11 protein-coding genes are annotated in these 13,201 nt (G+C 66.0%); 4 read left to right on the top strand and 7 right to left on the bottom strand.

The window, feature by feature from the left end; all coding sequences use genetic code 11:
* Positions 1–2: 2 nt before the first annotated feature.
* Both G6N32_RS01545 and G6N32_RS01540 read right to left on the bottom strand, forming a co-directional pair.
* On the bottom strand, positions 3–2,534 hold the full coding sequence (locus G6N32_RS01545) for a CocE/NonD family hydrolase (protein ID WP_115317650.1): 2,532 nt from the start codon (positions 2,532–2,534) through the stop codon (positions 3–5).
* A 148-nt stretch (positions 2,535–2,682) separates the two neighbouring features.
* Positions 2,683–3,978, bottom strand: coding sequence for a PecA family PE domain-processing aspartic protease (locus G6N32_RS01540; RefSeq protein WP_147291959.1), 1,296 nt, complete (start codon positions 3,976–3,978; stop codon positions 2,683–2,685).
* 49 nt (positions 3,979–4,027) lie between these two features.
* On the opposite strand from G6N32_RS01540, the gene G6N32_RS01535 reads away from it, so the two are divergent.
* On the top strand, positions 4,028–4,294 hold the full coding sequence (locus tag G6N32_RS01535) for a hypothetical protein (protein WP_115317652.1): 267 nt from the start codon (positions 4,028–4,030) through the stop codon (positions 4,292–4,294).
* A 254-nt stretch (positions 4,295–4,548) separates the two neighbouring features.
* Here the strand turns inward: G6N32_RS01535 and G6N32_RS01530 are convergent, their stop codons facing one another.
* Both G6N32_RS01530 and ligD read right to left on the bottom strand, forming a co-directional pair.
* Positions 4,549–4,743: a PASTA domain-containing protein gene (locus G6N32_RS01530; RefSeq protein WP_147291960.1), complete on the bottom strand. Its 195-nt coding sequence runs from the start codon at positions 4,741–4,743 to the stop codon at positions 4,549–4,551.
* Between the two features lie 158 nt (positions 4,744–4,901).
* Positions 4,902–5,954, bottom strand: a complete 1,053-nt coding sequence (gene ligD / locus G6N32_RS01525) for a non-homologous end-joining DNA ligase (RefSeq protein ID WP_163789074.1) — start codon at positions 5,952–5,954, stop codon at positions 4,902–4,904.
* Positions 5,955–6,040: 86 nt separating this feature from the next.
* Between ligD and G6N32_RS01520 the strand changes: the two genes are divergently transcribed.
* A complete protein-coding gene (locus G6N32_RS01520; protein ID WP_115317655.1) occupies positions 6,041–7,105 on the top strand; it encodes an ATP-dependent DNA ligase in 1,065 nt (354 codons plus the stop codon).
* Here G6N32_RS01520 and G6N32_RS01515 read toward each other — a convergent pair.
* The 3 genes from G6N32_RS01515 to bfr all read right to left on the bottom strand — a co-directional run bounded on the left by G6N32_RS01515 (position 7,102) and on the right by bfr (position 8,449).
* Complete coding sequence (locus G6N32_RS01515) at positions 7,102–7,503, bottom strand: DUF302 domain-containing protein (RefSeq protein ID WP_115317656.1); 402 nt, start codon at positions 7,501–7,503, stop codon at positions 7,102–7,104. The two genes, G6N32_RS01520 and G6N32_RS01515, sit on opposite strands and share 4 nt — an antisense overlap.
* Before the next feature lie 22 nt (positions 7,504–7,525).
* Positions 7,526–7,795 carry a metal-sensitive transcriptional regulator gene (locus G6N32_RS01510; protein WP_115317657.1) on the bottom strand — a complete coding sequence of 90 codons (270 nt, stop codon included), beginning with the start codon at positions 7,793–7,795 and terminating at the stop codon, positions 7,526–7,528.
* Positions 7,796–7,960: 165 nt separating this feature from the next.
* Positions 7,961–8,449 carry a bacterioferritin gene (gene bfr, locus G6N32_RS01505; protein WP_036341926.1) on the bottom strand — a complete coding sequence of 163 codons (489 nt, stop codon included), beginning with the start codon at positions 8,447–8,449 and terminating at the stop codon, positions 7,961–7,963.
* A gap of 415 nt (positions 8,450–8,864) precedes the next feature.
* On the opposite strand from bfr, the gene G6N32_RS01500 reads away from it, so the two are divergent.
* Together G6N32_RS01500 and G6N32_RS01495 are read left to right on the top strand one after the other, a co-directional pair.
* Positions 8,865–11,411 (top strand): ABC transporter ATP-binding protein/permease, encoded by a 2,547-nt coding sequence (locus tag G6N32_RS01500; protein WP_115317658.1) that lies wholly within the window; start codon positions 8,865–8,867, stop codon positions 11,409–11,411.
* A complete protein-coding gene (locus tag G6N32_RS01495; RefSeq protein ID WP_115317659.1) occupies positions 11,408–13,168 on the top strand; it encodes an ABC transporter ATP-binding protein in 1,761 nt (586 codons plus the stop codon). Before G6N32_RS01500 ends, G6N32_RS01495 begins: the two co-directional genes overlap by 4 nt.
* The last annotated feature ends 33 nt before the right edge of the window (positions 13,169–13,201 follow it).

The following is a 13,201-nucleotide window of genomic DNA, read 5'->3' as shown; positions in this document are numbered from 1 at the left end:
CCCTACGGTTCCGGGCTGAACTTGGTCGGGTCGGCTGTCGGCAGCGTCAGGCTGATGTTGGAGATGTTGATGACGCCGAATGCGGTGAACCTCTCATACGCGGTCGCCGAGCTGGTGATCTGCAGGGTCAGATCGTCGCTCGGGTCGGCTGCGGTGTAGACGATGTTCTCCATGTTGATGCTTGCGGTGTGCGTGCGCCCATCCATCGTCACCGCCACCGGCGTCACCAGGTTGCCGACGACCAGACCCGTCTTGTTGTCGACCAGCTGCGCGTAGACGAAGCGGGTGTTACCCAGGCCCTGGTAATCGAAGCTCACGGTGGGCGCGCCCAGATACGTCGTACCGACCTGGGTCGGCACGGCCACGTTGATCGCGTTGTTCGCTTTGGACGCCAGGCCCAGCGAGTACGGAATCGCCGCCTGCGGCGCGGGCCCGGAGCCACCGATGATCGGGACGATGCCCAGCGTGCCGCCCGACGCTCCGGTCACCGCCTGGTCGGGTGTGCCGAACAAGCCGCTGCCCGTCGTGGGGAGGAAGTCGGACTGGTACCAGTTCCCGTTCTGGTCGGTGAACTGGAAATTGGGGATGTTCGGCGTCCCGCTGGTGTTGCCGTCCTTGACGTAGTAGTCCAGCCAGGCGAACGTCGAGGCCAGGTTGGGGTTGACGTCGCCGTCGTTGGTCAGGCACACCCCGTGGCCGCCACAGAACCAGATCATCTTCACCGGCGTGCCATACGGGTTTGCGATGATGGTCTGCGCGTTGTCGATCGCCTGCTGCAGGGTGAACAACACGTCCACCGTGCCCTGGATCAGTAGCGTCGGCGCCTTCAGTTGGTTGAGCAGCGAGGTGGGACCACTGCCGGCCAACAATGCCTGCGCACTGTTGCTCAGCACCCCGAACAAATCACCGGTGATGATGCCCTGATAGATCAGGTTGTTGATCCGGGCCTTCGACAGGACCAGCGACAGCAGCAGCAGCGACGCGTAGGCCGTCTTGAACGAGCCGCCGGGGTACAGCGAGTTGTTCAGCGAGTTCCACGAGATACCCGGGACGATGGCGTCGATCCGTGGGTCGGTGGCCGCACTGGTGAGCTGGATACCGCCACCGTAGGAGCCTCCGACCATCCCGACGCGGGGATCATTCGGACCATCTAGAAGCGAATTATCCAGTCCGGCAACATAATTGAGGATCGATGAGACGTCGCGTGCCTCGAAGAAGGGGCTGTCGAGCTGGAGAATGCCGCCGGAGGCGAACTCGCCGCGGGGATCCCAGGTGACCACGTTGTAGTTGTCGCGAAGGAGAGACACCCCGGGTGTCAGTCCGCCGATGCCGTATTGCGTGTACGGGTCGGTCTGGCCTGCGGTGGCCAGGCCAGGGCCGTCGAGAATCGTTGGCGCCGTATCGGATCCGGTGAGGCCGAGCTTCGGGAACCAGTTGACGCTGATCAGCGTGCCGTCGAAGGACGGCATCTTGTAGGTGTAGGCCACCGGGTCGGTGGCGGGCAGCACAGCCGTCGAGTTGAACGTCGCGACCTGCGAGTACCCGATGATCGGTGCGAGCAGGTCGCCGAGGACCGGAGTCTGGTGCAGAACGACGATGACCTGCCCGGCCAGCCCGCCGAGAAGCGGGATGCTCTCCACGATCTGGTCGAACTGGGTCTTCTGAGCCACCAGGATCTTGAACTGCTCGTTGACGGTCCCGCCGAGCACCGACTGGTCGGGCAGATAGCTGAAATTGCCGAGCTGATAGTTGGTGTCACCGGTCGCGGAGAAGGTGATCTTCCCGCCCTTGTTGGGCCCACTGATCAACGTGTAGGTCAGGCCGGACGCCCCAGTGGCGCCGGTGGTGCCGTCGATGATGCCGTCATTGATGACCAATACCGGATTGATCGCGATCGGATTGCTCGCCAGCGCCGACGCCGAGGTGCGGCGCTGAAGTGCCGCGAAGGTCAGCGCCAGTGGCGAGTCGACGGCGGGCCTCGGCAGGCCACCGGAGAACGGGTCGAGCACGTCGTGCAGCGCGGTGGTCAGCACTGACGAGATCGCGCTCGGCGACGGCAGCACGGGCAGCTTGGGGGCCAGCGAGGCCACCGGTGTCACCACCGCGGCAGTCGAACTCGCCGACGGCGCGACGACATCTGCGCCGCCGCCGGAACCGGATTGCGATCCCGAGTTGTTTGCCGCTTCGGCAGTGGAACTCGTCGTCTGTGCGGACACCGCCGACTCGGCACGCACTTGAGCGGGGCCGGTCTTGGAATGCTTGGAGCTGGTCTTGGCGCCACCGGTACCGACCGCTTGGCCCGACCCGGCAGTGGTAGTCCGCTTGGACGACCCGGTCGATGCCGACGGCCCCTTCGACCCGGTTCCGGACGAGTCCGAGCCACTGCTCGCCGAGCTCGAATTCGAGCCTGCCCCCGACGATCCCGTCGACCCGTCCGCCCATGCGACGCCGTAACCGGTGGAGAACACCGCGGCGCCCACTCCGAGCGCCACCGCCAATCCGCCAACCCGTCCGACAAACCTCGAAGCACCCATGACTTTCTACCTCCCGACCAACGACGGCGACAGCGCCTCAGCGGAGGGTATGCCTGCAAACCGACGACGGTTCGCGAAACGCCCAAACTGTCAGCAACTAATTTGCTATAGCGACAAAAGTGGGCGAGTCGCGTTGCGCGACAAAGAATCAGGCGTAGTCGAAATGCGTCGTACCCTGGCCGCCCGGCGTTGTGTAGTCGAGGTAGACCGGGCCGTGCTGATACGGGGCGTAGCCGGTGTTGATGAGCCCGCTCGTGATCACCGTCGGCCGATTCTGCGACGTGACGGTGTAGGAGTACAGCAGCACTCCGTCAGGGGTGTACACCGAGATCCTCGTCCCGACCGGCACGCTGCTGGCACCGCCGATCATCGAGGACAGGATCGTCCCGTAGACGCCACCGGAGTCGATGATCGCCCCGACGGTCGTCGGCGAATTGTTGTTGATCTTCACGTTCAGGTAGGCATCGGGCGCGCCGGATACCGAGGTCCGACTCGGCAGCGGGTTGGGTCCGAACACCATCACGCCGGCGATGCCGAGGAACAGGCTCTGGTAGAGGAACACGCCCTGGCTGAGGTCACCGGGCAGGGCGGTGGTCGGCAGACCCTGCGGTCCGGGACCTGCCGCGTTGGCGCCGATTCCCAGTACGCCGGACGCGCCGCCCAGCTGGTGGAAGAAGGCCAAGGCGGCTGCGGCGTCCTGCGGGTCGACGATGTTGACATTCGTCGGCCCGGAGACGATGCCGTTTCCGAAGTTCACCGTCGTCGTGTAAGTCGTGGCCGTGTACGTGAGGCCGCCGCTGTAGCCACTGGTGACGGTGCCGGTCGGTGCGCCAAGCGGCGCCGCGTCACCCACCGATGCCATGGTGACCACCAGGCCCGACGAGCCGGTGTCGACGAGCACGGGTGTGCTCGGTCCGCCGTTGATCGTGATGTAGACGATGGGCTCGGTGGTGGACCGCATGGTCACCGGGACCAACGCGTACACCCGGCTGTTGAGCGCGGCCGTGCTGACCGCGTTCTGCACCGGTGTGATGCTGCCGGTCCCCTCAAGGGCACCGACCAGCGGGAGGAACAATCCGGTGCTGTTGAGCGCGGTGGTGGCCAGCGTCGGGAGCAACAGAACGCCGAGCAGGCCCACGCCGGCCAACTCGTGCACGATCGGGACGCCCGAGGTCCTGGCATAGAGCGACTGGGCCGGAGTGATCGCAGTCCCCCAGGTGTTCAACGCCAGCGCGGCCTGCGACAGCAGTACCTGCGGGACGATCGACACCAGCCCGGCGGCGATGTTGCCGCTGCCCCAGGTCTGTTGCTGCAGCTGCGACTGCGCCTGCCCGATCTGCTCCAGGGCCAGGCTCACCGCGACGTTGGCGACCACGGGCGGAGTCGACGGCAGCCAGGAGTAGCTGCTGGGGGTCGAATTGGCCGCGGCGGGGGTGGTCGTCACCGCAGCCACTGCGGGTACGCGAGCCGAATGAGCGGTCGAGGTAGCCGGCGTGGGCGGTGTGGTCGCTGTCGCGCTCGCCGTGTCGGCTGATTCGGTGTCGACGGCGGCCGCCGCGGCCGGTGCGTCACTCGCCGTGGCGGACGACGCCTTGCGCGCGCTGACGTTTCCGCCCGACGACGTCACGGCACTGTGGCGTGCCGAGCGCGCAGTGGACTTCTTGACCGCGGTCGAGTCGGTGCTGCTCGACGACGTCGAGCTGCTCTCAGAACTGGTGGCCGAGGCCTTGCCCGCCCCCGAGGCGCCGGTGTCGGCATAGGCGACGGCGGTTCCACTGGCCATGGCCGCGCCCAGCCCCAGAGTCACCGCACCGGCTCCGAGCCAGGCATACGGCTGGCGGCGAGGTCGCCGGGCGCGGTACGCGCCCTGTCCGCTACCGCCATGCCTCATGGTTCCCCCTGTACTCCGGCCACATTTCGCCCGGCTGAGAAATTCCTAAGCGAGTTTGCTGAGTGTCTACCACAACTTGCGGCGGCGGCAATAGCCAACCCGCCTGGGGATCACGTGTGGATATCAGGCGGCGAACTGCAGCGTGATCACCGCGTCGCTGGCGATGACCTGGCCGGGCGCCGGCGTCTGCACGGCGATCTGGTTACGCGCGTAGGGGGTGCCCGGCAGACTCGGGCCTTTGTCCAGCACCCCGGTCCAGCCCAGCGTACGAAGGGCCGGATCGGCGTCGGCCCAGTACATCCCCCGCAAGTCGGGCATGACGAGTGCTTCGCGGGACCGCGGCTGCGGGCTCCGCGTGATCGCCGGGGCCGCAGTTGTGGCAGCCGAATCAGTTGCGACGACGGGGTGGCCTGCCGACGAGCAGGCTCCGACGAACAACACCGTCGACGCCGTAATGATCAGTCCGCGTGGCACTTTCACGTCTTCGGGTTGCCGTGTTCATCCCAGTGCGCCGCCACCTTCTTACTCGGCTGCACCCGTGGCGGTTCGCCAGGCATCTTCGGATAGTTGGGCGGATAAGGCAGGTCGCCGAGGCCACGCTCCTCGTCGGCCGCCGCCATGTCCAGCAGCGAGTCGATCGAGTGGGCAACCTCGTCCAGGCCTGCCATCGGGTCGCCCCGTTCGGCGATCAGCGCCGGCACCGTGGCCATGGTGAAGTCGTCGGGATCGGCGTCGACCAGTTCCTCCCATGTCAGGGGGGTCGACACTGTGGCGATGGGCGTCGCGCGCACCGAGTAGGCGCTGGCGAAGGTTCGGTCGCGGGCGTTCTGGTTGTAGTCGATGAAGACCCGCTGGCCGCGTTCTTCTTTCCACCACGACGTGGTCACCAGCTCCGGCGCCCGGCGCTCCACTTCGCGCGCCAGCGCGATCCCGGCGCGGCGGACCGCGGTGAAGTCCCAGTCCGGCCGAATGCGGACGAACACGTGCACACCGCGGCCGCCGGAGGTTTTCGGATAGCCGACCAGACCGAGCTCGTCGAGCACCGGCTTGAGGATGTCGACGGCGATGGTGCGCGCCTCGGCGAAGCCGGTACCCGGTTGCGGGTCGAGGTCCACCCGCAGTTCGTCGGGATGGTCCGTGTCCGGACAGCGAACTTGCCACGGGTGCAACGTGATTGTGCCCATCTGCGCGGCCCACACGATCGCCGAGGGGTGGGTCACCATGAGCGCATCGGCGGTGCGACCAGACGGGAAGGTCACCCGGCAGGTGTGCAGATAGTCGGGGCGCTTTTCCGGCACCCGCTTTTGGTAGATCTCCTCGCCGTCGATGCCGTCCGGGAACCGCTGGAGGTGAGTCGGGCGGTCGCGCAACGCGGCCAGCAGCTGTCCGCCCATTGCCACTGCGCGGTAGTACTCGACGAGCTTGCCCTTGGTGCCGTTCGCCCCGAGTTTGGGGAAGTACACCTTGTCCGGGTTGGTGAGCCTGACGGCGACGCCGTCGACGTCGACCTCTTCGGCCTTGGTCGCCATCAGAACGACCGGTTGAATTGGGGTCTGCTCACGCTATTCAACCTACTCACGCTCGAAGCCCACTCGCACGAGACGAGAATGAACCCATGCAGCTGCCCGTCAATCCCCCGGTGTCGCCGATGCTCGCCAAGTCGGTGCGGACCATCCCGCCCGACGCGTCCTATGAACCGAAGTGGGATGGGTTTCGCTCGATCTGCTTTCGGGACGGCGATGACGTGGTCCTGGGCAGCCGCAACGAGAAGCCGATGACGCGCTATTTCCCCGAGTTGGTCAGCGCCGCCCTCGCCGAATTGCCCCCGCGGTGTGTGATCGATGGGGAGATTGTCATCGCCACCGACTCCGGGCTGGACTTCGAGGCGCTCCAACAGCGGATACATCCCGCGGACTCCCGCGTCCGCATGCTCGCCGAGAAGACCCCCGCCGCGTTCGTCGCGTTCGATCTGCTCGCGCTCGGCGACGACGATTTCACCGGCCGCCCGTTCACCGAGCGTCGCGCCGCCCTGACGGCGGCCCTGGCCGATGCGGGTCCGTCCTTCCATGTCACACCCGCGACCACTGATGCGGACACCGCGCAGCGGTGGTTCTCCGAATTCGAAGGAGCCGGGCTCGACGGCGTGATCGCCAAACCGCTGACGGTCACCTACCAGCCGGACAAGCGGGTGATGTTCAAGATCAAGCACGAGCGCACCGCGGACTGCGTGGTGGCCGGCTACCGCGTACACAAGTCGAGCGACGACGCGATCGGTTCGCTGCTCCTCGGGCTGTACAAGGACGACGGGGCCTTGGCGTCAGTCGGAGTGATCGGGGCGTTCCCGATGACCGAGCGGCGGCGGCTGTTCGCCGAATTACAGTCTTTGGTAACCGAATTCGACTCTCACCCGTGGAACTGGGCTGCGCTCGAGGCGGGTGAACGCACACCCCAGAAGAACGCCGGGTCCCGATGGAACGCCGGCAAGGACTTGTCGTTCGTTCCGCTGCGCCCCGAGCGGGTGGTGGAGGTGCGCTACGACCACATGGAAGGTGAGCGATTCCGGCACACCGCCCAGTTCAATCGTTGGCGGCCGGACCGCGATCCACGCTCGTGCACCTACGAGCAGCTGGAGCAGCCCGCGACCTTCAGCCTCAGCGAGATAGTGCCCGGGCTGGGCTAGGCGGCCGTCAGCGCCGCGATGGCGGCGCCGAGCTTGTCGGCCACTTCCTGCGCGACGGGCTGGAGTTCCGGCTCTTCGGTCACGTCCACGAGCAGCTGCGGGTTCATCGCCTCGACGAGGGTGCGGTCCGCATCATCCGGGTCGCTACGAACGACGACGTTGCATGGCAGCAGCAGACCTATCTGCCGGTCGACCCCGATCGCACGGTGTGCCAGCGGTGGGTTGCAGGCGCCGAGGATCAGGTAGTTCTCCATGTCCGCGTTCAGCTTGTTCTTCATCGTTGCCTTGACATCGATCTCGGTGAGGACACCAAAACCTTGATCTGCCAATGCCTTACGCGTTCGGGCGACAGCGTCGTCGAACGATGTGTTCAGACTTGCGGTCAACGCGATGCTCATGATGACTCCTGTGTCGTCGACGCTATGCGAGTGCGAGGAACAGCTTCTCCAGCTCCGCCTCTGTCATGGGCTTGTCCGCGCCGGATGCCTCACCGGTGACGCACTCCCTCAGTCCGGTGGCGACGATCTTGAAGCCGGCGCGGTCGAGTGCGCGTGAGACGGCAGCCAGCTGGGTGACCACGTCTTTGCACTCACGCCCCTGCTCGATCATCGAGATGACGCCGCCGAGTTGACCTTGCGCCCGGCGCAGCCTGTTGAGCACGGCTTCGATGGCGTCCTGATCGCCGACCATGGTGAATCCCTTCGTCAGCCCCGCCGAGGTTACCCGCGGGGGTATCTAGACCACCATAACCGCAATTGCCAGGTCAGACATTCCGCCTGTCGCAGGCGCGCTGCGTTACCGCCGGTATCCGCGGTGCCGGACGGGCCAATCGGTGCCGATGCGTACGGAGCGGCTCTAGTCGAGCGAGCCCGGCGGACGGGACACGCACTGCGCCGAGTAGAGCTCCACACCGAGCTTGTTCATCAGCTCCAGCTGCGTCTCGAGGTAGTCGATGTGATGTTCCTCGTCGGCGACGATGTCCTCGAAAAGGTTGGCCGTGGTCGAGTCCTGCTTCTCACGGCACAGCACGATGGCCGGCTTCAGCCGGTTGACCACTTCGTACTCCAGCGCCAGGTCGCTCTCGAACTGTTCGCGAATCGTCTGGCCGATGTTCAGCGTGCCGATTCGTTGGTAGTTGGGCAGCCCGTCCAGGATCAGGATCCGGTCGGTGACGCGCTCGGCGTGGCGCATCTCGTCGAACGACTCGTCGCGGGTGTGCTTAGCCAGTTCGGTGAAGCCCCAGTTGTCCTGCATCTTGGAGTGCAGGAAGTACTGATTGATTGCGGTCAGCTCGCTTGTCAGCTGCTGATTCAGGAGCGTAAGAACCTCGCTGTCGCCTTGCATTCACTTTCTCCTGTCATCGCACTGAAGCCACGATTAGCGGGCTGCCGAATTGGCCTGAATCTATTCAATACCGTACGAGGTGAATCTAGTACAGCACCACCGCAAGCGCGGCACTTCTCAGCGCTGGATCGGTGTTGTCGCGCTTGCACTTTGGCACGTCGCGGGGCCGTCGGCAACTTAGATGAGGCTGGGCTGTCCTCGCCACAATATAGTTAGTCTGGGCTTAGTTTTCGGCCGCTATTAGTCCTGAGCGGCATATAGAATTAATAAATTTTCGCCGACGAAAGTTTCGGTATTAACGCGCCGGGTCGTTCGCCTACTTACGCAACTACCTGGAGTGACGGGGAGGCCCGACAGGCTAGTTAGCTTAGGGTAAGCTAACTAGCCTCATGAGTCGCGAGCAGAGGACACCGTGATGGGACGAGGTTTCCAAGGCGCCATGCTGCGCGGATTCGGAGGGCGCGACCACCTCGCGACCGTCGAACAGGTCGAGCACATCGCACCCCACTGCGTCCGGATCACCATGTCCTCGGCGACCTTGTTCGACGACGTCGACGCGGGACCGACAACCTGGCTGCGGTTCTGGTTTCCCGATCCGGCCGGGGGCCGCACCGAGTTCCAACGCGCCTACACGATCGTCTGGGCCGACGCCACCGCCGGCCGTTTCGCCATCGACGTCGTGCTCCACGAGCCTGCCGGCCCGGCCTGCACGTGGGCTTCGAGCGCCGCGCCCGGCATGACCATTCCAGCGGTGTCGCTGGGATCGGCGCCGTTCGTGGTGCCCGAGGAGCTTCCGGCGGGCTTCCTGCTCATCGGCGACTCCGCGTCCATCCCGGCGATCAACTCGATCCTCACCGCGCTGCCCCCCGAGGTCGACGTCGAGGTCTACCTCGAACGCCATGGCGACCACGACGAACTCATCCCACTCGCCGAGCACCCGCGTCGCCGCCTGCATTGGGTGCCGCGGGTTGACGACACGTCACTGGCAGCGGCCATCGAGGACCGGGACTGGTCCAACTGGTCGGCATGGGCCGGCCCAGAGGCCGGTGCGCTCAAACATCTTCGGAAAAGGCTGAAAGACGCATTCGGATTCCCCAAGACCGAAGTCAAGGCCCAGGCGTACTGGACGCAGGGGCGCGAGATGGGCAGCACGCGCGACGACGAATCCCCGACGACTGCTGCGGAAACACCGGAGCCCGCAACGGCACTGACCCCCTCGATCACCGCCAAGGGGACGTGGCGTTCCCAAGCGGGCAAAGAGCTTCTCGCACCGGTGAAGCCACAGCTGATCGTCGCAGGCGTGCTGCAGGCACTGCTCACCCTGCTCCAACTCGCTCCGTTCGTGGTTCTGGCCGAGTTGGCGCAACAGTTGCTCAGCGGCGCCGACCAATCCCGGGTGTGGAACACAGTGACCGTGTTCGTCGTGCTGCTGACCACCGGTACCACGCTGGGAGCGGTTCTGGTGCTGTGGCTGCATGTGGTCGACATGCGGTTCAGCGCTGAGGTGCGGCGCTTGCTGCTCGACAAACTGGCTCGAATGCCGTTGGGCTGGTTCACCGATCGCGGATCGGGCTCGGTGAAGAAGCTCATCCAGGACGACACCCTGTCGCTGCATTATCTGGTGACGCACGCGGTGTGCGACGCAGTCGCAGCGGTCGTCGCGCCGATCGCGGTGCTGATCTACCTGTTCGCCGTCGACTGGGGCATGGCGCTGATCCTGTTCCTGCCGATCCTCGTGTACATCGTCACGACGTGGACCATGGTCTATCAGAGCGGCCCGAAAATCGCCGAGGCATCCCGCTGGGCCGAGCAGATGAACACGGAGTCTGCGGCATTCCTGGAGGGCCAGCCGGTGATTCGGGTATTCGGCGGCGCGGCGTCCTCGTCCTTCCGCCGCCGATTGGATGGCTACATAGTGTTCCTCAACGAATGGCAACGCCCGTTCATCGGTAAGAAGACCTTCATGGATCTGGTGACCCGGCCGAGCACATTCTTGTGGCTCATCGTCACGGCGGGCACCGCGTTCGTGGCCGCCGGCTGGACGGCGCCCACCGCACTGCTGCCATTCCTGTTGCTGGGCACCACTTTCGGTAGCCGCCTGCTCGGAATAGCCTACGGTCTTGGCGGCATCCGGGAAGGCACGCAGGCCGCCAGGCGCATCGCGGTCACGATTGACGAAACCGAATTGACCACCCGGCCCGACGAACTCCCGACATCACCCGCGCCGGAAGGCGTGACTTTCGAGGCGGTCAGCTTCGGTTATCGCCCGGGGGTGCCCGTGATCCACGACGTGACGCTGACGATGACGGCGGGAACGGTGACCGCTCTGGTCGGTCCGTCCGGGTCGGGCAAGTCCACCCTGGCCGCGCTGCTGGCGCGCTTCCACGACGTCGACACCGGCGCGATCCGGATCGACGGCCGCGACATCCGCACGATGTCTCCCGACGAGCTGTACACCCGGGTCGGGTTCGTGTTTCAGGACATTGCACTCGTCGCCGGCACCGTGCGCGACAACATTGCGCTCGCCCGGCCGGACGCGGCAGCCGCCGATATCGAACGCGCAGCGCGCACCGCGCAGATCCACGACCGGATCCTGCAGTTGCCCGACGGCTACGACACCGTCATCGGGGCGAACACGCCGCTGTCGGGCGGTGAAAAGCAGCGCCTCACCATCGCCCGCGCACTACTGGCCGACACCCCGATCCTCATCCTCGACGAGGCCACGGCCTTCGCCGATCCCGAATCCGAATACCTGGTGCAACAGGCGTTGAGCTCATTGATCGCCAACCGCACGGTACTGGTGATCGCCCACCGGCTGCACACCATCACCGATGCCGACCAGATCGTCGTGCTCGACGGCGGCCGCATAGCCGAGGCCGGCACCCATTCCCAACTGCTCGCCACCGACGGCCGCTACCGCCGCCTGTGGGATAGTCGAATGACCGCCGAGGCCGCACGATGATCCGCTCCCTGATCCGGCTGATTCCCGCCCAGGATCGTGGCCAGCTCACCAGCTACGTTGCGCTGACGCTGATTTCGGTGACCCTGCGTGCGGCCAGCGCACTGCTGCTGGTGCCGCTGCTCGCCGCGCTGTTCGGTCCACACGCGGCGGACGCGTGGCCGTGGGTCGGTGCACTCACCGTGGTCACGGTCGGTGGGTGGGTCGTCGACATGGTGTTGGCCCGCATCGGTTTCAGTCTCGGCTTCACGCTGGCCGACACCACCCAGCACTCCATGGCCAACCGGCTCACCGACGTTCCGCTGCGGTGGTTCACCGCCGACAACACCGCCGTGGCCCGCCAGGCCATCGCGGCCAGCGCGCCGGAACTGGTCGGCTTCGTGGCGAACCTGCTGAGTCCCTTCGTCGGTGCGCTGCTGTTGCCCGCCGCCATCACGGCCGGCCTGTTCTTCGTCTCGTGGCAGGTCGGAGTGGCGGCGGCGATCGCGTTGCCGTTCCTCCTCGGGGCTCTGGTCGCCAGCCAGCGGCTGGTCCGAGCCGCCGACGCCGCCGACGCCAGCGCCCACAGTGCCCTTACCGAACGCCTCGTGGAATTCGCCCGCACCCAGCAGGCGTTGCGAGCCAGTCGCCGCGTCACCGCGGCCAGAAGCCAGACCGGAGAAGCTCTCACCGCCGTCCGCGGTGCAACCGCCCGGCTGCTGCTGTTCCAGATCCCCGGTCAGCTGTTGTTCAGCGTGGCCAGCCAGATCGCACTCATCCTGCTGGCGGCCACCATCACGACACTGACACTGCGTGGCGACCTCGGCGCGGCCGAGGGGGTGGCACTGGCGATCGTGATGGTGCGCTTTCTCGAACCGTTCACGGTGCTGGCCGACTTGTCCGGCGCGGTGGAGTCCTCGCGCGGCCTGCTGGACCGGCTCAACACCGTCACCTTTGCACCGGTGCCTGCACAGCCTGGACGCAGTGCGCTGCCGTCGGGTGAATCATCGGCGCCCAGAATCGAATTCCGGTCAGTGAGCTTCGGCTACCAGGGAACCGAGGTCCTCAAAGACCTGTCGTTCACCCTCGAACCCGGGACCACCACCGCGATCGTCGGCCCGTCCGGTTCCGGCAAGAGCACGATCCTGTCGCTGATCGCCGGACTGCACACTCCTGAGGGCGGCCAGATCGTCGTCGGCGGCACCGACAGCGCCGATATCGGTCCCGACGCGCGCCGCGCAATGGTCAGTGTGGTGTTCCAGCATCCGTATCTGTTCGACGGGACGATCGCGGACAACATCCGCGCGGGGTATCCCGAGGCCGGCGACGACGCACTGCACCAGGCGATGAGCTTGGCTCGCGTCGACGACATCGTCGAACGCCTTCCTGACGGCGCACAGTCCACCGTCGGCGAGGCAGGTACCGCCCTGTCCGGCGGCGAACGCCAACGGGTCAGCATCGCAAGGGCATTGGTCAAGCCTGCGGGCGTTCTGCTGATCGACGAAGCGACCAGCGCGCTGGACACCGAGAACGAAGCGGCGATCACCCAGGCGATCAACGACGATCCCCAGCCGCGGACCCGGGTGATCATCGCGCACCGCCTCGACGCCATCCGGCACGCCGACCAGGTGCTGTTCGTCGACGCCGGCACGGTCGTCGAACATGGCAGCATCGACGAACTCAACGCTCTGGGTGGGCGTTTCGCCGAGTTCTGGCACCACCAGGAATCCAGCGCCGGATGGCGGATCGCCGCGGACAGCGCAGGCCAGCGCGTCGGTTGAGCGGCGGTCGAATCCCCTGAGCTAGATTGCGGG

The sequence above is a fragment of the Mycolicibacterium aichiense genome, from assembly GCF_010726245.1.
Lineage (GTDB): Bacteria > Actinomycetota > Actinomycetes > Mycobacteriales > Mycobacteriaceae > Mycobacterium > Mycobacterium aichiense.
Note: the sequence above shows the minus strand (reverse complement) of the source record. Positions and strands in the feature narration are given on the sequence as shown.

Bases quoted from the DNA above. Each gene is read 5' to 3' on its own strand.
- G6N32_RS01545 (WP_115317650.1), bottom strand. From the start codon at position 2,534: ATGGGTGCTTCGAGGTTTGTCGGACGGGTTGGCGGATTGGCGGTGGCG.
- G6N32_RS01530 (WP_147291960.1), bottom strand. From the start codon at position 4,743: ATGCCCGACTTGCGGGGGATGTACTGGGCCGACGCCGATCCGGCCCTT.
- ligD (WP_163789074.1), bottom strand. From the start codon at position 5,954: ATGGCGACCAAGGCCGAAGAGGTCGACGTCGACGGCGTCGCCGTCAGG.
- G6N32_RS01520 (WP_115317655.1), top strand. From the start codon at position 6,041: ATGCAGCTGCCCGTCAATCCCCCGGTGTCGCCGATGCTCGCCAAGTCG.
- G6N32_RS01515 (WP_115317656.1), bottom strand. From the start codon at position 7,503: ATGAGCATCGCGTTGACCGCAAGTCTGAACACATCGTTCGACGACGCT.
- G6N32_RS01510 (WP_115317657.1), bottom strand. From the start codon at position 7,795: ATGGTCGGCGATCAGGACGCCATCGAAGCCGTGCTCAACAGGCTGCGC.
- bfr (WP_036341926.1), bottom strand. From the start codon at position 8,449: ATGCAAGGCGACAGCGAGGTTCTTACGCTCCTGAATCAGCAGCTGACA.
- G6N32_RS01500 (WP_115317658.1), top strand. From the start codon at position 8,865: ATGGGACGAGGTTTCCAAGGCGCCATGCTGCGCGGATTCGGAGGGCGC.
- G6N32_RS01495 (WP_115317659.1), top strand. From the start codon at position 11,408: ATGATCCGCTCCCTGATCCGGCTGATTCCCGCCCAGGATCGTGGCCAG.